The organism is Nostoc sp. C057 (genome assembly GCF_013393925.1).
Lineage (GTDB): Bacteria > Cyanobacteriota > Cyanobacteriia > Cyanobacteriales > Nostocaceae > Nostoc > Nostoc muscorum_A.
This window is the reverse complement of sequence record NZ_CP040281.1, coordinates 7,037,822-7,057,789: the sequence shown is the minus strand read 5'-3', so window position 1 is coordinate 7,057,789 and position 19,968 is coordinate 7,037,822. Positions and strand designations below refer to the sequence as shown.

15 protein-coding genes and 1 pseudogene are annotated in these 19,968 nt (G+C 40.5%); 11 read left to right on the top strand and 5 right to left on the bottom strand.

Going from position 1 to position 19,968, the window contains the following annotated elements:
- Positions 1-30: 30 nt before the first annotated feature.
- Positions 31-549, top strand: a complete 519-nt coding sequence (locus FD724_RS29900; protein WP_179075119.1) for a DUF177 domain-containing protein — start codon at positions 31-33, stop codon at positions 547-549.
- Between the two features lie 347 nt (positions 550-896).
- A complete protein-coding gene (locus FD724_RS29895; protein WP_179075118.1) occupies positions 897-1,484 on the top strand; it encodes an SMI1/KNR4 family protein in 588 nt (195 codons plus the stop codon).
- Positions 1,485-1,546: 62 nt separating this feature from the next.
- Here FD724_RS29895 and FD724_RS29890 read toward each other — a convergent pair whose 3' ends face one another.
- The gene (locus tag FD724_RS29890; RefSeq protein ID WP_179075117.1) at positions 1,547-2,245 is read right to left on the bottom strand and encodes a HEAT repeat domain-containing protein; all 699 of its coding nucleotides are present in this window, start codon (positions 2,243-2,245) and stop codon (positions 1,547-1,549) included.
- 64 nt (positions 2,246-2,309) lie between these two features.
- On the opposite strand from FD724_RS29890, the gene FD724_RS29885 reads away from it, so the two are divergent.
- From FD724_RS29885 to FD724_RS29875, 3 genes are all read left to right on the top strand, one after another.
- Positions 2,310-3,821, top strand: a complete 1,512-nt coding sequence (locus FD724_RS29885) for an AAA family ATPase (RefSeq protein WP_179075116.1) — start codon at positions 2,310-2,312, stop codon at positions 3,819-3,821.
- Between the two features lie 119 nt (positions 3,822-3,940).
- On the top strand, positions 3,941-4,489 hold the full coding sequence (locus FD724_RS29880; protein ID WP_179075115.1) for an SH3 domain-containing protein: 549 nt from the start codon (positions 3,941-3,943) through the stop codon (positions 4,487-4,489).
- Between the two features lie 184 nt (positions 4,490-4,673).
- A complete protein-coding gene (locus tag FD724_RS29875; protein WP_218651484.1) occupies positions 4,674-6,155 on the top strand; it encodes a peptidoglycan-binding protein in 1,482 nt (493 codons plus the stop codon).
- Here FD724_RS29875 and sbcC read toward each other — a convergent pair.
- On the bottom strand, positions 6,152-9,178 hold the full coding sequence (sbcC, locus tag FD724_RS29870; protein WP_179075114.1) for an exonuclease subunit SbcC: 3,027 nt from the start codon (positions 9,176-9,178) through the stop codon (positions 6,152-6,154). The genes FD724_RS29875 and sbcC overlap by 4 nt on opposite strands.
- A gap of 423 nt (positions 9,179-9,601) precedes the next feature.
- On the opposite strand from sbcC, the gene FD724_RS29865 reads away from it, so the two are divergent.
- Positions 9,602-10,606, top strand: a complete 1,005-nt coding sequence (locus FD724_RS29865) for a DUF4351 domain-containing protein (protein WP_179075113.1) — start codon at positions 9,602-9,604, stop codon at positions 10,604-10,606.
- A 66-nt stretch (positions 10,607-10,672) separates the two neighbouring features.
- Here the strand turns inward: FD724_RS29865 and FD724_RS29860 are convergent, their stop codons facing one another.
- Entirely contained in the window at positions 10,673-12,754 is a 2,082-nt protein-coding gene (locus FD724_RS29860; protein WP_179075112.1) for a cation:proton antiporter, read from the bottom strand.
- Positions 12,755-13,171: 417 nt separating this feature from the next.
- On the opposite strand from FD724_RS29860, the gene bchM reads away from it, so the two are divergent.
- From bchM to FD724_RS29845, 3 genes are all read left to right on the top strand, one after another.
- Positions 13,172-13,858, top strand: a complete 687-nt coding sequence (gene bchM, locus FD724_RS29855; protein WP_179075111.1) for a magnesium protoporphyrin IX methyltransferase — start codon at positions 13,172-13,174, stop codon at positions 13,856-13,858.
- A 243-nt stretch (positions 13,859-14,101) separates the two neighbouring features.
- Positions 14,102-14,590: a hypothetical protein gene (locus tag FD724_RS29850; protein ID WP_114081027.1), complete on the top strand. Its 489-nt coding sequence runs from the start codon at positions 14,102-14,104 to the stop codon at positions 14,588-14,590.
- A gap of 94 nt (positions 14,591-14,684) precedes the next feature.
- Positions 14,685-15,065 (top strand): DUF423 domain-containing protein, encoded by a 381-nt coding sequence (locus FD724_RS29845; RefSeq protein WP_114081098.1) that lies wholly within the window; start codon positions 14,685-14,687, stop codon positions 15,063-15,065.
- 189 nt (positions 15,066-15,254) lie between these two features.
- Here the strand turns inward: FD724_RS29845 and FD724_RS41185 are convergent.
- Positions 15,255-16,157, bottom strand: a pseudogene (locus FD724_RS41185) (DNA polymerase beta superfamily protein).
- Position 16,158: 1 nt separating this feature from the next.
- Here FD724_RS41185 and egtC point away from each other — a divergent pair.
- Entirely contained in the window at positions 16,159-16,947 is a 789-nt protein-coding gene (egtC, locus tag FD724_RS29830) for an ergothioneine biosynthesis protein EgtC (RefSeq protein WP_179075110.1), read from the top strand.
- A gap of 352 nt (positions 16,948-17,299) precedes the next feature.
- Here egtC and FD724_RS29825 read toward each other — a convergent pair whose 3' ends face one another.
- Positions 17,300-17,614 (bottom strand): hypothetical protein, encoded by a 315-nt coding sequence (locus FD724_RS29825; protein ID WP_179075109.1) that lies wholly within the window; start codon positions 17,612-17,614, stop codon positions 17,300-17,302.
- Positions 17,615-18,368: 754 nt separating this feature from the next.
- Here FD724_RS29825 and FD724_RS29820 point away from each other — a divergent pair.
- The gene (locus FD724_RS29820; protein ID WP_179075108.1) at positions 18,369-19,661 is read left to right on the top strand and encodes a hypothetical protein; all 1,293 of its coding nucleotides are present in this window, start codon (positions 18,369-18,371) and stop codon (positions 19,659-19,661) included.
- Positions 19,662-19,968: the final 307 nt, after the last annotated feature.

Below are 19,968 nucleotides of genomic sequence, written 5' to 3'. Positions count from 1 at the left end.
TAATTTTCGTGAGGATGTCTCACAAATCCTATGGACGCAATTTATATTCCGCAGCTAACTAAAGCCCCGGAGCGGACAGAGGAAGTTCAAGTTGAGGAATTTCTGCCTGGTCTGGAAACGTTAACACCAGTTCGCGGTCATGTGCGCGTGCAGCATCATGGCAGTTACCTGGAAGTATCTGCTCAGGCAGAAACAATTATTACTTGTACCTGCAATCGCTGCTTGCAGCAATACAATCGCCGCTTAGGGCTTGATACCAAAGAAATCATCTGGTTAGATGAAACTGCAAATCAAGTAAATGACTTGCCTCTAGAAAGGGAAGTGATTATGGAAGAGTTGCTTGAAACCCTGCCACCCGATGGTCATTTTTATCCCAACGAATGGCTGTATGAGCAGATGTGTTTGGCAGTACCTCAGCGCCAATTGTGCGATCGCAATTGTCCAGGTATTCCTGTAAGTAGTACTGTTGATACTCCTGATAGTCCTGAAACTCCAGTTGATAACCGTTGGGCTTCTCTAGAAGCACTGAAAAAGCAACTTCCAGGGTAGTAATTCGGTAATTCCTCAGACTGAAGTCTGCGCTTACACTAACTAGGCCTGTCTACACAGGCTTATTGTTTTATATTTTATTAAATACTTCTGGTATGAGTTGATAATCATAATTTCTATCTGAAATATATCAAAAATTCTTGTATTTTATCAATTACTAAAACTAATTAAAGATATTAAATAATCTATTTTTCAAGCATTATGTAATAAAAAATATCGATTGTTTTTATAAATTAATAGTTTTTTAACTTATGTTTAATTTTCAACATCAAAATTTATAAGTTAATGCTATTAAAGCTTGCTTTGTTAAACTGCTGATTAGTTAACTTTCAATAAGAAATCATATAATGAAGACTTTTGACTGGGAAAGTCGTATTAGAGAATGGAGCCGTCAACGAATAGAAGCACTTGAAGAGTATGAGCAAGAAAAATTGCCTTCAGAAGTTATTGAATCTGGATATTTAGGCTATCCAGGCGCAACTGAAGAGCAAATTTCTGCTGCTGAAGCTAGATTAGGTGTAACCTTTCCGTCTTCTTACAGAGAGTTTCTCAAAGTTTCCAATGGGTTGCATTCTACTTCAGAGTATGGCTTCAGATTTTATTCGGTTGAAGAGATTGAGTGGTATATTATAGGCGAAGAAAGCTCTATAGATAATTTGATAGAACTGTACCAAGATTTTGAACCAGTACCAGACGAAGAATATTTTATTTACGGTAATGAACAATCTCATATTCGTGTAGAACATCTACAAACGTGTTTGGAAATTAGTACTGAAGACTATCGGATGAGTGTTTTACTTAATCCTCAAGTTATTAAAAGTGATGGTGAATGGGAAGCTTGGTACTTTGATTCTAAATATGGAGATGCGACAAGATATTCATCATTTTGTGAAATGATGGAGGAAATATTAAACGACCCAGAATTTTTAGCATAAATTACGCGAAACCTAACCCACAAGAGGAGAGTTTTTTCAGATACCGTGAAAAGTCAGACCTGTTATTCAGGTTGCTTAATTTCTTCTTTCATTTGTTCTAATAATGGACGAAATGAAGAATACGAAGTATAACCATTTATATTTACCCCTCTTTTTTCTAACATCATAAGAATTTTCAAACGAGTGTGAAATTCTGCTGTTTGGTCTACATATATTAAGGCATTAATTATATTTTTATTCCATTCAGGAAGATTTTTAAAAGCGTTAACACACAAGTTGTGAGTATATTCATCTGAACTTTTATATATTAAATCAATTAAAGCATTAACAGCGTCTTTATTACCTTTTGCAATAATTCCTAAACTATAAGCAACATACTGGCGAGTATGTTCTTCTTCAGTTATTTGTGCCAAACTTATTACATTAGTAATTGCATATTGATTACCAACAGCAATTTTTGCCAAATTCTGAGCTGCTATCCTGCGGGTAGGTATACGAGCAGTGTTGAGTTGCTCAATCAGAGTTTGGATAACATCATTATTATCAGTACCAATTTCGCTCAAACTTTGAATTACTGCCCAGCGTGTTGGTTCATCAATTGTGGTACGTACTACATGGATCAAGGCAGCTATTACATCCGGGTTATTAGCACCAATAAACCCCAAATGTTTAGCAGTCTGTTTGAGAATAGCGTTATCTTGACTTGTGCATAGTTGCTGAACGAGAAAAGCAATATTGTATTGTTCTTGCTGGTTACTCATTGGCTTTCTGAACCAAGAAAGTTGTACATTGCGTTCAAGAGAAACTAACCAATAACAGCTATATATGAACTTCCGTGAAGAGTTTAAACTGCTGCTACGCGCCCGTTACCCCTTAATTTATATTCCCACTTATGAGGAGGAGCGGGTAGAAGCAGCTATCCGGGAAGAAGCAACCAATCAGGGCAATCGCCCAGTGTATACCTGGGATTTTGTCGATGGCTACCAGGGAAACCCCAATGATGTTGGGTTTGGGCGGCGTAACCCGTTGCAAGCTTTAGAATTTATCGAAAAATTACCAGCTTCCGCACCTGCGGTATTAATTCTCCGAGATTATCATCGCTTTTTAGATGATGTAGCGATCGCTCGCAAACTCCGCAACCTCGCCCGACTCCTCAAGTCGCAACCAAAAAATATTGTCCTATTGTCGCCACGCATCGCCATTCCTGACGATTTAACCGAAGTTTTGACAGTCGTCGAGTTTCCCTTACCTGCCGCCCCAGAAATTAAAACTGAGATAGAACGCTTACTACAAAGTACTGGTAACTCACTTTCTGGCAAAGTTTTAGATGACTTGGTGCGTTCTTGTCAAGGGCTTTCGATGGAACGGATTCGTCGGGTTTTGGCAAAAGCGATCGCTACCCACGGCGAATTGCAACCAGAAGACGTGGATCTGGTTTTGGAAGAAAAGCGCCAAACTATCCGCCAAACCCAAATCTTGGACTTCTACCCCGCCACTGAGCAAATTTCTGATATCGGTGGACTCGATAACTTGAAAGACTGGCTGATTCGTCGGGGAGGCTCATTTACAGATAAGGCGCGACAGTACGGATTACCGCACCCCCGTGGTTTAATGTTGGTGGGTATTCAGGGAACTGGTAAATCGTTAACGGCAAAAGCGATCGCTCATCACTGGCATTTACCCTTGCTACGTTTGGATGTGGGCAGGTTATTTGGTGGTTTAGTAGGTGAATCAGAATCTCGGACTCGGCAAATGATCCAAGTAGCTGAAGCCCTTGCTCCCTGTATTTTGTGGATTGATGAAATAGATAAAGCCTTTGCCGGAATTGGTAGCAAAGGTGATGCAGGGACAGCCAGCCGTGTGTTTGGTACTTTTATTAACTGGCTAGCCGAAAAAAGCTCACCCGTTTTTGTCGTTGCCACTGCCAACGATATCCAAGCCCTACCGCCGGAAATGCTGCGTAAAGGGCGTTTTGATGAAATTTTCTTTGTGGGATTGCCCACCCAAGAAGAGAGAAAAGCAATTTATGATGTTCATTTATCCCGATTGCGCCCCCATAACTTGAAAAGTTATGACATCGAAAGGTTAGCTTATGAAACGCCTGATTTTTCTGGGGCAGAAATTGAGCAAACTTTAATTGAAGCGATGCATATTGGATTTAGCCAAAACCGCGACTTTGCTACTGACGATATTTTAGAAGCCGCGAGTCAGATTGTACCCTTGGCGCGAACTGCTGTAGAGCAAATTCAGCAACTTCAAGAATGGGCGGCGGCTGGGAGAGCGCGTTTAGCGTCGAAACATAATCCTTTAAGCGAACGCCTCCGGCGCACTACGTGAACGCTTTAACAGTAGCTACAATAATTGATCAGTTAATAATTGCTGAGTCAATAGTCAACAGTTAATCATGAATTACTATTGACTATTGACTATTTACCACTGGCGATCGGGTTTTAACTATGTTGTCTGGCTTAACAAAATTTATACTTGGGATTTTCTTAGCGATCGCTGTGCTAATAGGTGGCGGCGCTGCAATTGCACTCTATTTTATGAATCGCACCGGCATACCCCCTGCCAAACCTGTTTATTCCAACGATAGTCCCTCGGTGAAAGCCCAAGCTCCAAAAGGAACTGAGCCTGGAGGAGCTAAACCCAGCCTGACACCTGGGACATCTACTAAATCGTCTCCAAAATCAAGTCCTACTCCCACAGAATCACCAAAGGCTACCCCATCACCAAAAGCATTGCCATCGGGAGCTTACCGAGGGCGTGTTAGTTGGGCTGAAGGCTTGAGTTTGCGATCGCAACCAAATCAAGAGGCTGAGAAAATTGGTGGGGTTGCTTTTAATCAAAAAATTATTATTTTGGAAGAAAGCGAGGACAAAGGTTGGCAAAAGATCCGTTTGGAAGATAGCGAACAAGAAGGTTGGGTGAAAGCAGGTAATACTGAAAAAGTTGATGAACAAAAGCCTGAAAAACCAGAGGATACACAAAAAACAGAGCAATAAAAATTCCATAAATTTTGTTGCTCTGGAACCGTGATGGCTCTATTAATTCTTTCTCCCTTGTTCAGAGCAGTTCCCCTACCTCCTGCTTCTTCTGAAAAATTACTTGTAAATAATCATACAAATAACAAACATGACACAGAGAAAGCAGTATAATCTTGTATGGTCATAACTTGAAAAAAAGCAAGTGAAAACAGGGGTAGATAGCTATTTAACCAAGCTTGCCTCAGTCTATGAGGCATCTGAAAGCGTCAAGGTTGTTCCTACCGTAGCTAATTTCAAATTTTTGAATTGGAAAAAGTTATCTAGCGGTGCGACGATGCGTCTTTTGTCTGCGGCAATAATTACGGGGCTTCTGAGTATTGCAGGGCAATCTTTGGCACTTCAAAAAATCGGAAGTAATGGGCCGGAAGTAACCAGTAGCCAGAGGTGTTTAAAAAAGTTAGGCTACTTTAACGGCCCAGTAAGTGGTAATTTTGCTAGTTTGACTCAAAACGCTGTCATTAAATTTCAGCAAGCGAACAGAATACCTGCTGATGGGGTTGTAGGTATTAATACGCAACAAGCATTACAACGAGCATGTCAAAGTAGGAATACTAGTAGCGCATCGCGTAGGCGCAGCCCAACCCAGGCATCGCCAAGTGGTCAATATCCTGTTCTCTCTCAAGGCAAGACTGGTGCAGCCGTCACAAAGCTACAACAGCGTCTGCGGCAGTTAGGCTACTTGAATGCTAATGCCACTGGGACTTTTGGCCCAATGACCAGAGATGCTGTGATCAAATTCCAGCGAAATTATCGCATAGCTGCGAACGGAATTGTAAATAGACAAACTTGGAACGCACTACTAGGTTCGTCTCCGACTCAGGCTAGATCGAGTCTCTCGACTCAACAAGTGAGAGAACTACAAGGGCGTTTGCAGCAGCTAGGTTATTTTAATACTAGTCCTACTGGCAAGATTGGCCCAATAACTAGAGATGCTGTAATCAAATTCCAGCGAAATTATCGTCTACCTGTTGATGGCATTGCCAATGCTCAAGTTTTAGATGCAGTGCGTAGAGTCTCAACTGGTGGATCTATTACTCAACAACCGAGCAGAGATTATCTGACTGTAGGGGATCGCGGAGATAATGTCGCATTAGTTCAAGAGCGTTTATCGCAGTTGGGTTTCTCTAATACCAATCCTGATGGCTTTTTCAGCAATTCTACCAAAGAAACCGTGATTGCATTCCAGCAATATTCTCGAATTAATGCTACCGGAAATGTAGATTGGCAAACTTGGCAAGCATTAGGGTTGGATAGCTCAACTAGGGGTAATTATACTGAAGCTAATGGCTCTGTATTACCTGAAACTCGCTATCTAGTACCTGTTAATACTGGCTATGCTACACCTGAAAATAATCGCTATGTATTACCTCCTGCTACTGGCTATGCTGTACCTGGGACTAATGGCAACACATTAGTTGCTAGTAATCCTTATAGAGTAATAATACCAATTTCGAATAACGATACTCTAAGTAAGGTGCAACAATATATACCCAATGCGGTTACAGAGCAATCCCATCTAGGGGATTATGTGAATGCTGGGGCATTTAGCGATCGCGCTCAAGCAGAAACCCTAACGAAAATGCTTCGCTCCTATGGTCTGGATGCACGGGTAAAATTCAATTAAATTGACAAACTCAACTGCGAACCTTCTTGAGTTTTATTCACCTCAATCCTGGCTTGGAAAGCTTCTTTGAGGTGGGGCATGTGGGTGACAGTAAGGATGCAAGCAAAATCGGAAGCGATCGCATTAATCGCTGCAATCAAGCGATCGCATCCTTCGGCATCTTGTGTACCAAAACCTTCATCCACAATCAACAATTGCAAAGCTGCTCCTGCCCGTTGCGCTAATAATTTTGCTAGAGCTAAACGGATGGCAAAGTTAATTCTAAAAGCTTCTCCACCAGAGTAAGTTTCATAAGATCGCGTTCCTCTAGAATCGGCGATTAAAATATCTAGGGTGTCTATCAGCTTGGCATTTTTCTTGGTAGACTTAGCACTACGTCCAGCTTTTTGAGTAATAAATTGGACATGAAACTGATTACCACTCAGCCGCGAAAGCAATTGATTTGTCTCGGCTTCCAGTTGCGGTAACACATTCTCAATCATCAGTGCTTGGATACCATTTTTACCAAAAGCTTGCGCTAATTCCTGATAAACACGATATTCCTGCTTGCAAGATTGTAATTGCTGCTGCTGTTGTTCATACTGAATTTGCAGCGTTTCCAGTTGAAGCGCCAACTGTTCCAAACGCCCCAACTTGGCTATTTGCTCATCGAGTTGCCGTCTGCGGATTGCTAACTGCTGCTCTAAAGCTTGAATTTGGGCAGATGGGTTAGCTGTTGCTTGTAGTTGCTGGATAATGCTTTCGATTTGTCCGCCGAGTTTTTGCCGCTCCGTTACTCTGGCGCTTCTGGATTCCTCTAACTCTTGCAATCTCGTCTGGAGTTGGGGATACTGCTGCTGGGCTGACAGCAGTTGTTGATACCGCAAATGCCAAGATTGAGCTTGGCGAACAGCCAGACGTAAATTATTGTGCTGCTCGGAACTGTAGCCAATTTCGGTAATGTGACGTTCAAGAGCCGCAATTTGTTTAGCACATTCAGAATCTGTCTGATCCTGCTGGATTCTGACTTGTAATTGAGCAATTTGGGATTGTAATTCTGGTTTTCGGGCTAATAGTTGCGCTTGCCGCTTAGTAGCATCTTTAATCTGCCCTTGTTTAATTTCTGCCCATCGCCACCGCTCAACTTCGCTCCGGGCGAGGGCATGGTCTTTTTCATTATAATTAGCTTGTTGCAGATATTGGTCTAACTGTCGGAGTTCGGCTTGTTTATCGGGAGCATAATCACCAGCTTGGAGCGATCGCTCTAAATGTTGCTTTTCCGCAGCAATTTGTTGTAACTGTTGTTGGACATCAGTTGTAGCTTCTAACTGGGCTGCTAACTGTCCCCGTTGTTCGCGTAAACCATCGTAGCCCGCCAATTGTTGAGATATTTCCCGATATTCCTGCCTAAGTACCTGAATTTCTCTGTCAGACACAGCCATTTGTTCTCGGACTACCCAAAACTGCCCTTGGGTATCCTCTAACTCAGTCTGGGTTTTTTCCACCACTCGGCTCCAGTGATGTTCGTCTAAAGGACGCTCACATAATGGACAAAGAGCTTCAGGATTTTGCAGCATTTGTAATTTCTGCTCTAATTCTCCCAATAGCTTTTCATAGTCACGTTGATGAGCTTGCAGACGTTCAATAAAGTGTCGCCTTTCATGCCCTTTTTCCTGGACTCGTTGCAGATAAACCCGCTTTTTATCCAGTTCCTCAATCTGTATTGCCACATCCATTACCGCTTGTTGTAGTTGCGGTTGGCGGTGCTGCTGGCGTTGCAATTGGTTCTCAGTACTTTGGAGTTGTTCGAGTCGCGCGACTAAACCAGCATGAGTGCGATCCAGTTGGCTTTGTAAAGTTGATCGTTGTTGCAACAACGGAGTCACTTGCATTTGCAGTTCATCTAAGCGAGCAACATGGTGACGAGCTGCGGTTAATTGTGCCAAAGCAGCTTCGACTTCACCTGATTTAGTTAGAGTTTGTTGAATATCTCGCTCTTGTTGCTGCAAAGCTTCTAACTGCGCTTGGGCTTGTTGCAGTTGCCGTTCGATTTCGTGAATTTGTTTGGTAAGCTGTTGTTGTTTTTGTTGGCGAGTCTGCCCAGCGCGGGTGTATTCTTCAAATTTGGTAGCAAAGGCTTCTTCTTGAGATTGGAGACTTTGATATTGGGCATACCCAGCTTTAATCTCAGCTTCTTGGTGTAATATTTTTTCTAAATCTGATAGCTGAGAGCCAATAGCTGATTGTTCTTGTTGGAGGCGATCGCAATCTTGGGTAAGATTTTGGTATTGCTGCTTTACAAAACTAAGTTGTTGTTCCCAATTTTGGCGCTGATGCTGGACAACTTGCAAACTTTGTAATTGAATATTATCAAAGGCTTGCACCTGTTGCAGTTGGTTGAGTTCAGCTTCTAACTCGACTCTTTGCGCTTGGGTTGTCTCGCGTTGTTGCAACTGAATTTTGATCGACTCCAAAGAACGCTCTAACTCTACTGCCTGTGCTTTGAACTGACGAGAAGATTCCTTTGCCCGTTCTTCCAAATCATCGTACTGATTGAGTTTCAATAACTCCGCTAAAATTTCTTTACGTTCTGTCGGGCGTTTGAGCATGAATTCATCGGCACGGCCTTGACGTAAGTAAGCAGAATTAATAAATGTATCGTAATCGAGCTTGATATGTTCTAAAATCAAATCTTGGGTTGCTCTTACCCCTTTGCCAGTAAGTGAGCGAAACCCAGATGGAATTTCTATTTGAAATTCAAGAACGCTAGTACCTCCCCGAATTCGGGTACGAATCACCCGATATTTTTGCTGGTTACTTTGAAAAGTAAAATCAACCCGAACTTCTTTCGCGCCAGAATAGATGACATCATCTTCAGCAGTGGCACGGCTTTCACCCCAAATTGCCCAAGTGATTGCTTCCAGAAGCGAAGATTTACCCGCACCATTGGAACCCGAAATACAAGCCGTATGCAAACCACGAAAATCTAAAGTTGCATCACGGTAACTAAGAAAGTTTTTGAGGATAAGTTGTACTGGGATCATTCACCCTATAGCGCCACATCTACTTTTAATAATTAACAGTACAGATGCACTGTTTGTTAGTTTAGCTATCTAGATATCAGGTTTCTAGTCTTGAAGACATCAATTTTACAAAAATTAATAATAAAATGAGCAAATTTCTCTTGTTGGATGAAAAATTTTTGCTATTTCCGGAGAAAAATGAAACTTCCGTGGAGAGCGATCGTTATTTCTCCCTGTCGTCTGCGGTGAAAACATTATCAGGACTGTGGCTAATTTTCGAAAGACGATGAGCGATCGCACCAAAAACAATCTTAAGCATCAAGTCTCATTTTGACTTATTTACAAGCTAAAGGGAATGTACGCAAAAGAGGAACTTCTAACCTGCCTGAAAAATATTGGCTGCTCAGACCTTACTATTAAGAACATAAATTTACCAATCAACTGATGATCGAGGAACGAGAAAGAGCCGATAACGATTCGCCGTGGAAAGAAATCTTAGAAGCCTACTTTCCCCAAGCAATGCAGTTTTTCTTCCCCCAAACAGCAGCATTAATTAATTGGGAACGTCCCCATGAGTTTCTCGATAAGGAATTTCAACAAATAGCACGGGACGCTGAACTTGGTAGAAGATATGCAGATAAGTTAGTCAAAGTCTGGCAAATTCAAGGAGAGGAAATTTGGCTGTTGATTCATGTCGAAGTTCAGGCCAAATCGGAAGATGACTTTGCTCAAAGGATGTTTTCTTACAACCTGCGAATTTTTGACAAATTTGCTCAACCAGCCATTAGCCTAGCAATTTTGTGTGATGCTGACTCTACTTGGAGACCAAATCAATACAGCTACAATTATCCCGATTGTGGTCTGAATTTTAGATTTGGAACTATCAAACTGCTGGATTATCAACAACAATGGACAGAGTTAGAGAATAGCGATAATCCGTTTGCAACGGTGGTAATGGCACATTTGAAAACCCAGCAAACTAGTAAACAGCCAGGAGAACGGAAAAATTGGAAATTTAGCTTAATTCGGCGACTATATGAACAAGGGCTGCAAGAAAGGGATATTCGCAACCTCTATCGTTTTATCGATTGGGTTATGATTTTACCAAAAGCGTTAGAAGCAGAATTTTGGCAAGAATTTAAGTTATTCGAGCAGGAGCGTACCATGAGTTACATTACTACAGGCGAGCGCATTGGCTACGAGCGAGGAAAGGAAGAAGGAAAACAGGAAGGAAAACAGGAAGGAAAACAGGAAGGAAAACAGGAAGGAAAACGGGAAGGTGAGCAAGCACTTGTCTTACGACAGCTACAAAAACGGGTAGGAGAGTTACCCGACGAAGTTCGGGAACGAATTCAAAGTCTTTCTCTTGAACAGTTGGAAGCACTGGGTGAGGCTTTGTTAGATTTTAGTGCGATCGCTGATTTGCTTAATTGGCTACAAGCTCATTAAACAGTTTAGTGCGTGCGATCGCATCTTTCATTAATTTATGAAGATTAGCCCACACTACTCCCCACATCATGAGTGGGGTTCTCCAAGCAATACAATTGAGCATTTCAATTCTCGAATTAACTGCGTTGTCACTTCGCTGACGGCTAATCCGCCGGCTGTGCGATAACGAACGGAACGCAACACCGCTAAATCAAACGCCTGAGCCTCCCGAATTATCACTCTAGCAATATCATCACCCCTGATTGTTTGGATATTTGTATTCACCTCTAATTGGCTTTTAGAGGTAATATCAGACAATTGAGATACAAAATTTTCTACTCGAATCTGAGGTGTTTTGCGATCGCATACGTGTAACAGCACAACTTCAGCCTGATTAACGTCAGCCAAAATTTGGGCCAACCGTAAAGCACCAATGGTTTGGCGTGTTAAGTCTCCAACTGGTACAAGAATTCTTTGGATTGTTTTAGGACTGCTCAAGAGGCGTGTTACTGCTACTGGACAGTGAGAAGACCAGAAAACGCTATCAATTACACTACCAAATAAGCGGGCACGCAAACCTGTTGTCCGTGACCAACCCATCACTACTAAGCTAGCGTTTTGTTCTCGACTGGTACGGCTAATTCCCAATGCTGCATCATCATCAATCCGAATTGCTGGTGATACTTCTACCTCAAATTCTTGACTAATTTCTTTAGCTAAATTCAATCTTTCTCGACTTTGGTCGAGTGCAGTTACTAATTGCGGATCATCCATCTGAATATGCGCTCTAGTAATAGCCAATGGCACAATTTTTCCAGATTCATGACTAGCCAGTAGTGCTGCCATTTCTATTAGATAGCGCTGGGTTTGAGGGTTGTATATTGGCACTACTACAGTAAATGGATACTGATTTTTTTCTACTTGCTCATCTTCATTACCTTGCCACCAAGTTGTCAAACTATCTGTTTCAAAATCTGTCTGAGAAAGCTGTAGGGAAGGAGCAAATCGTGATGTGATCACTGGGCCTAAAATAGCAGTCACCAGCATGAGGACAATCACACTGTTTAAGACACCTTCACTGATTAAGCGCTCACCAGCAGGATTTACCGTTTGATATGCAACTAAGGCTGCTGCTAGTGTGGCTGCTACCTGTGGTAGCGACAATGACCACATCGTTAGCAATTCCGCCGTGTTGTAGCGATACAGTAATTTGGCTAAGAATGCTGCTATAAATTTGCTGCCAATCAAAGCTACTACAATTACCAGAGTCAGCCAAATTGAACTGAGGGTTTTGATAAATGCAGGAATATTGATCAATAATCCCATGTCCACAAAGAAACAAGGGATAAATAAAACACTACCAATAAACTCGATTTTTTCTCTGACTGGGCTACGTCCTAGAACATCGTTGACAGCTAAACCTGCTAAAAAAGCACCAACAATTTTCTCAACTCCAATTACCTGCGCTCCGACAGATGCCAAAAATAATGCTAGCAATATAAATAAAAACTGGTTACTTTGTTCATCCCCAGAGCGGCGAAAAAACTCTTTTCCTGCCCAGTCAAAGCCAAACAGGACAACAGCAGTGTAAATTGCTAATCCTCCCAATAAAATCGCTAAACTCATGGCGGAGAATTCTCCTCCGTGAATTCCAACACAAATTGCTAATACTAGCAAAGCACCTGTGTCAGTAAAAATTGTGGCACCAATCGTGACGGTTACAGCTTCATTCGTGACCACTCCCAAACGACTCACAATTGGATATGCTAAGAGAGTATGAGAAGCCAGTAAAGAACCAATGAGGACGGAAGTATTCCAACCAAAATTGAATAATCGTCCTGTAGCAATACCAGCAATCATTGGAACTAAAAATGTTAAAATGCCAAACCCAATTGAGCGATTTCTAGTTTTACGAAACTGCTCTAAGTCAATTTCTAAACCTGCCACGAACATCAAATAAAGTTTGCCGATATCCGAGAGCAGATTGATAGTTTCAGATTCAGGGTTTAACAACTTTAGTCCATTTTGTCCTAATAATATACCTGCGACTAACAACCCCACTAATCCAGGTAGTCTTAGTCGCTCAAATATAGGGGGTACAGTAAAGATTACTGTTAGGAGAATTGTAAATGCAACAATAGGGCTGTCTGTTAACGAGTTCAGTGCCATGTCTAAAATAATTAAGACTAAATAGAAAACATACAATAGCTCTAAGAAAATTTACTTAAAACTTTTCTATGATTCAGTTTTATTGGTTACAAAAAGCTAAATCGTTAACAGCATAAATGTTGCGATCGCAATCACGACTCTACCTAAAGAAGGGGTTGTCTACATCTACAGGTTGAAATAAGAATGAAATTTATAGTAAAGAAAAGAATGAATGTTTAAATAGTAGTAAATGGTGTTAATGAGTCATAAAACGGTAATATTTACTCAAATATAGCAGTTCTCGTTTAAATGATTAGAGGCGCACATATTTGTGTCCCTACTTTTCTGCACCATATCTAGAAAAATCTGGAAGACCGTACTTATGAGTTCCTATCAATGATAATTTTAAGCATTGGGAACCCCTAAAAATCAGAGTTTATGAACGCAGCCGACGATAAAACGATTGTTCGTGAGTATTTCAATTCCACAGGGTTTGACCGTTGGAAGCGAATCTACGGCGATGGCGAAGTCAACAAAGTCCAATTAGACATTCGCAATGGACACCAGCAAACCGTAGATACAGTTATCAGCTGGTTAAAGGCTGATAACAATTTACCAGAGCTATCAATCTGCGATGCTGGGTGTGGTGTCGGTAGTCTCAGCATCCCTTTAGCAGTAGATGGAGCCAAAGTCTATGCCACCGATATCTCTGAAAAAATGGTGGAAGAAGGCAAGGATAGAGCCAAGCAAACCTTGGGAAATGAGGAAAATCCCACTTTTGCCGTGCAGGATTTGGAATCGTTGAGCGGTAGTTACCATACCGTTATTTGCTTGGATGTTCTCATTCACTATCCCCAAGAAAAAGCCGATGAGATGATATCTCATCTCTGTTCTTTAACACAGTCACGGATAATTCTCAGCTTTGCGCCAAAGACCTGTGCCCTGACTATACTCAAGAAAATTGGCAGTTTCTTTCCTGGGCCAAGTAAAGCGACTCGTGCATATTTGCATCGTGAAGCTGATGTGGTGAGAATCTTGGAAAGCAATGGTTTTTCATTGCAACGAAAGGCGATGACGAAGACTCGCTTCTATTTTTCTCGCCTACTAGAAGCTACACGCAAGTAAGATAAATATTATTAGTCTGTCAAATTTAATTTGATAGTTTCGTAGTTTGCACTTAGCAAAGACAGCGCAAACTACGAACAAGCCGTATCTTTCGGTTGTTTCTTGACAGGCTACCACTAGCAAGGTATGCAAAAATTCCCTTACAAAAGCTAAAAAACCATCGCCGGGAGTAGATTTATATAGTAGAACCTTTACGAAAGTCAGGTTAAAATCGCTAGCAAAGTTCAAATTTGAAGTGGAACTATGAAAACTGCTGAAAAATTGGCTGCCGGTTGGCTACTGACATTTGGATTTATGTTTGTAATGCTATCAGCAGCAGAGGTATTTAATAAAACGACTATGGAAAAATCAATTACCCTACCCTTATCCTGGGATGGCTCGATTGAGTTCGTAGCACCAACAGATACCCCTGTAATTGATAATACTGCGGTAGAACGTCTAATTTTTGGTGTTCCTAGCCTAACGCTGGGCACATGGTTAGCATTGGGATTATATCGTCAAAGTCGGCAAGAAAAAAAGGCGCTTAATCAACAAGTTAGCGATCGCCTGCAATCGATTTTTTATGGGATGCTACAAGAAAATCATGGGCGTGTAACTGTTTTAGGCTTTGCAATGAAGTCACAACTACCCGCAGCCCATGCTAGGCAGTATTTAGACGAAAAAGCTAAAGAATTCAATGCAAACTTTAAGGTGAACGAAGAAGGGGCAGTATCATATCATTTTGATGTCTAATTGTCATTTGTCAATAGTCCTTTGTTATTTGTCCTTTGTTATTCACCAATGACTAATGACCAATGACTATTTTACCAACTTACGGCTAGGTCTAATGACGCAGATTTTTTTGAGCATAGCTGCCATTTTAGGCGGTTTGTCAGTTGCTGCTGGTGCTTTTGCTTCTCATGCCTTGCGGGAAAAAATTAGTGAGCGATCGCTAGAAATTTTTGAAACTGGCGCTCGTTACCAAATGTATCATGCTCTAGCACTTTTTCTAGTAGCAATACTAATTAGTCGTGCTGAGTCCCCTCAACCCACTCTCATCGCTAGTGGATGGCTGTTTCTCGCTGGCATTGCTATTTTCTCAGGTAGCTTGTATGCCATTAGCTTAACTGGTATTAAGTCCTTGGGAGCGATCGCACCACTAGGCGGGGCAGCCTTTCTCGCTGGTTGGGGTACCTTAGCTTTTGCTGCTTGGAATTTGAAGTTGTAAAAAAGTTAGAAATTAATAGTTAAGGGAATACCAAAAAATAAATTATCCGATATTTGTAGGGTGCTTTTAGTTTACATATCGCGGTGTATTACCTCGTTCTATCTAACGCATCCTACAAATTGGATATTTTTTTAGTTGGAAGTCTTGAAAGCAAGAAGAATATTTTTAAACAGGATTTACAAATAAAACTTATTTCTGTAATTTTACATTAGTTCTCAGACGTACTAGCAAATTATGTAAAGCCGCATTCGCTGAAGGCACTTCAGGTAATAGGCTGGATTCGTACGCTTCCTGCAATTTATGACGCAGACGTTCATATTCTATTTGATGAAAATCTACATTAACATTTGACACAACAGACTTTTCTTTTCCTGCTAGCTTTTGGTTAATTAAATCATGAATATATGGTAAATTGAAAACCTCATTTAATTTCATTAGATTAGCTTCAACTATACCTGTTTGCATCAAATAAATTCCTGTCAATAAAACTCGATAAACATAAAGTAAAGGCTTTAAGCGATACGTGTGTTCTTTTTCAAAAAGCTTCCATTGTGTTGCAGCAAAACCAATATAATGGTAATAATGGTGACGAGTAATGCAACCTTTGGCAATAAATTTTAATTCCTCGGCTTCGGGTGAAGTTGTTAATACTAAAGGTGAGTATAGTTGTTCTAATACGCAGGGCAAACGCATCTAAAGTATAAGAATCCTTTAATAGCAAGGGTTTTGGCGTTTTTTAATTTAGCCTATTTTTTCATCAAGATCCTTGCCCAGCAAGGGTTTCAGAAATCCCGTGCGTTCGCCCTGTTCTAATACGTAACCATTTTTTTTAAGCAGCATTAAAAAGAATTTTTTGACATCATGAGTTACTAAATCAATTTCTAAAGCTTCGCGAATTTCTGAAACTTCAATAGTTTCATTCCCAGTTTCTAATCCTACAACTTTTTCAACTGGTAAAATATGCACCCCACGCAAGTCATAATCAGAATCAGGTGACGGAAAACCATATAAGTGGGAACCACTAATGATGGCGAATAAAAGCGGGTAAGGCTGTTGCCCAATAATTGTGTTAATAGAAGGTGGAATATTCATCATGTGCCGTTTACTTGCTTACCTTGGTTCGCCTGTTTCTTTAGAGCATCTTTTGTATAAACCAGAACACTCACTCATAGTTCAGGGTTATAAACCCCGCGAAATGACTTCTGGGGTAGTAAATGCAGATGGTTTTGGTGTGGGTTGGTATCATAGCCAAAAAGATATCGAACCATTTACCTACAAAAATACCCTACCTATTTGGAATGATATAAACTTACCCAGTCTCAGCCGTTACATTGAATCCAAGTGTGTGCTTGCTTATGTCCGCAGTGCTACATCCGAACAAGCCGTAGATTTTGCTAATTGTCAGCCCTTTAAACATCAACAACAGCTATTTATTCACAATGGAAGGATTGAAAATTTCCACAAAACATTACACAGAAAAATCCGCAGCACTTTGACTCAAGATTTTTACGAAAAAATTAATGGTAATACTGACTCTGAACACATTTTTGCATTGTTACTTTCACAAAGTCAAATTAACAAACATCGGCCTCCAGAGTATGCTTTACGTACTACATTATTAACACTATTAGAGATGGCAAAGCGCTATCAAGTAGAAGCCTCAATCAATGTAATCTTTAGTGACGGGCATCGCCTAATAGCTTCTCGATTTGCTACAACTTCTCCGGCTCCATCTCTTTATTGGATTCGAGACGATCCGACTTTTTCAAATTCTGTAATTATTGCGTCTGAACCTCTATTTATAGGTAACTGGAATGCTTTTCCAGAAAATAGCATAATTACTGTGGGAGCAGACTGTGAGATCCAAATCGAGCAAATTTAGTATAAAAGAAGCTATTTTTCAAACCTTATCTAGGCTATCCATGCAATACTAGCTGATTGATGCGTATGCAGATATGTTGGAAAGTAGGGTATGCCTAACATATATAGCGGTTCTCAGTTGAGTTCAATATAGACCATAGCCCCAACCTTGTTATGTTGAGGGATAACACTCAAATCTTCTCTTCTTTTAGAAGAGGGAAATGGAAGTGTAGTCAGGGTATATTGCATACAAACGAGAACCGCTATTGATGAGATGCTTCTCACCCCAGCAAAAGAGAACAATTAGAATCTCTGTTGCTGGAGTCATATTTTCACTCAATAAATTTGAACGTCCTGTAAATATTAGCCGTTGATTATTGCTGCATCGAAGGTGTGGGAAAAATTCTGCTGAATATAGGAAGCCGTGGCTTTGGCTTCGTTGCAGCTATATTTGCATTAACAGCAGAAGAGTTATTGCTTACCTCAGAGAGAATAGTTGGTTTGTTATTAGTAGAATTGGGAGAATCACTCAATGGAATAGCCAAAGGTGAATTTGAAGATACAGAACTAATATTCTCAGTATTTTGATTGTTGGGCTTTACCGGAGTTTGACCTTGACATGGAGTAATCATCAAAGTCGAAGTTGTTCCTAATGCCAGTATGAGTAAATGAGAAAAATATTGTTGCATGGAGATTTGCAAAATGGGTTGGTAAATATTAAAATTTTCAAGGAGTTGTGCTTGCTCCTAGTTATAAATAAACCGTAGCTATAGGATGTAAATCATGGAAATGTTGTCCTATAAAACCTGATTTTGGGGTTTCATAAGTGAATGAGTACTAGCACTTACTAGCAAATTAATTATCTGAAAAAGCTTAAGCGTACCGAGTTAAATACCCTATAAATTAAGGGTGATGTAGATTTCTCTTTAATAAAAAGAGAATGGCTATTTCAAGACTGCTGAATCAGTCTGTTAGAGAGATAGCAAATAGATACACCTGAAATAGCTGACGTTTTTGTTCATCAACTAAGCCAGCACAACCATTTATACTTTAGTTGTATTTCACCTATTAATAAAAGAGGAATACTACTGATTTTTTAATAAAGCTAGTTTATAGGAGATCAACTCTTAACTCGCATATTTAAGTAACTAAAGCAGAAAGTATATGAACTTTTAATAAAACCTGAGCTTTATGAAGTAGCTTATGTAAATAAATACGTGTATACGTTCAGTAATAGATACTATTTGTTTATCTCCATACACCCTAAAGACGCATCCCGTTCACCAGCCAACAATCAAGTGAGATTTTTTTGAGCTTATGTCGATATTTTAAGCTTTACGATCCCATCTGAAACTTTCAGAGCATCTGGGGATTCTTACAAGTTAGACTAGACTTCTCTAGTTAGGAATAGCAATACCCACGCCCCTATTTTTCTGAAAATATATGAAATTTAGAACCTTCAAATATCCTTTCGCACTCATGCTAGTCAGCTTCAGTTTTTTGCAGACAGCTGATGCTCAAACTCCTGTAGCTGAAATTTCCAAGCTATCTCAAGAAGTTTCTGTACTTCGGAAACAAGGCCCAAGCGGGTTACAACTATTTCTCAAATCTCATGCGAATAAGTTAAATATTAATTCTTCAGATGCGGTTCTACCTTCATCTGCACTCCGGGTAGCTTTAGATGAACTCTGTCAACAACGAGATTGTTATGCCTCTCGTCTGTACTGGTACACTGATATAGAACAAGCCAAAGCTGCTGCTAGAACTAGTGGTAAACCTATTTTATCTCTGCGGTTGCTGGGCAGACTGGATCAGGATTTGAGTTGTGCCAATAGTAGGTTTTTCAGGGTAGCACTGTATCCTAATAGTGAAATTTCTAAGCTGCTTCAAGACCACTTTATCTTGCACTGGCAATCGGTGCGCCCTGTACCTAAAGTAACTATTGATTTTGGCGATGGACGCAAGTTGGAGCGGACAATTACAGGCAATAGCATTCACTATATATTAGATGCATCGGGTCGTCCAATCGACGCAATTCCAGGATTATATAGTCCCAAAGCATTTTTACTTCAGTTAAAGCAGGCTGAAGTAGCGGTAAAAGATTATAGTAAACTTGCAAAAAGCGATCGCGAGGCTTTTTTAAGAAAATACCACAGCGAGCGTCTAAACTCTATCCAAGCCCAATGGGTTGCAGATTTATCTCGCCTGGGTATTAAGTCTCCCCCTAAGTTGGTGAAAGTTCCGAGCAATCCCAGTCAGCCACCTACAGCAGAAAGAGCAAGTTCTCTAGCAGTTTCTAAGATGAGAGTTGAAACGCCAATGCTGATTGCTTTTCAGTCTGATGTTGAACGGAATCAAAATGCTTTAGCTGAAATTACCGACCAGGAAGTTTGGAACAAAATTGCTCAACTCTATGCCACCGATGTCAAGCTAGATCAAAATAGCATCTCTTTAATCAGAGCTAAAAAGTCTCAGCCTGTCAACACGAAAGAAGATAATTTGCCGATAATAGTGAAAAAATTTGAAACCACGATGGCTTTAGATACAGTCAGAAATGAATATATGCTACACAGCCAAATTCATCAATGGTTTATGCAAGCAAAGCAAACAAGCAGTGTGGAAGCCCTAAATGAGCAAGTATACGCCCAACTTTTTTTAACTCCTAGTTCTGACCCCTGGTTAGGGCTTTTCCCCAGCGATAGCTACAGCGCTATTGATAATGATGGCATCCGTTAAGTTAATACAGCATATTTTAGGTATTTACACCACAACTGAGACGAGGAGTTGAGAATCGGACAGTGCAGTTCAATTACTTGAAAAGCGCTGTAAATTGAAGCAAATAAAAGGGAGTGACGAGATTTTATAGTATTGACACCTCACCCATCACTCCTCATAACTTGCGCGTTGATTAGCTGTTACGCATTGTTAAATTACATCAGCTGACAGCTTCATTTATCCTCTAACTAAAGAGGCGGATAATTGTTAAGTTGTTATGTGATTTCCTATACGCCTATTTTTAATTTACCAAACAGAATTAAGTAAT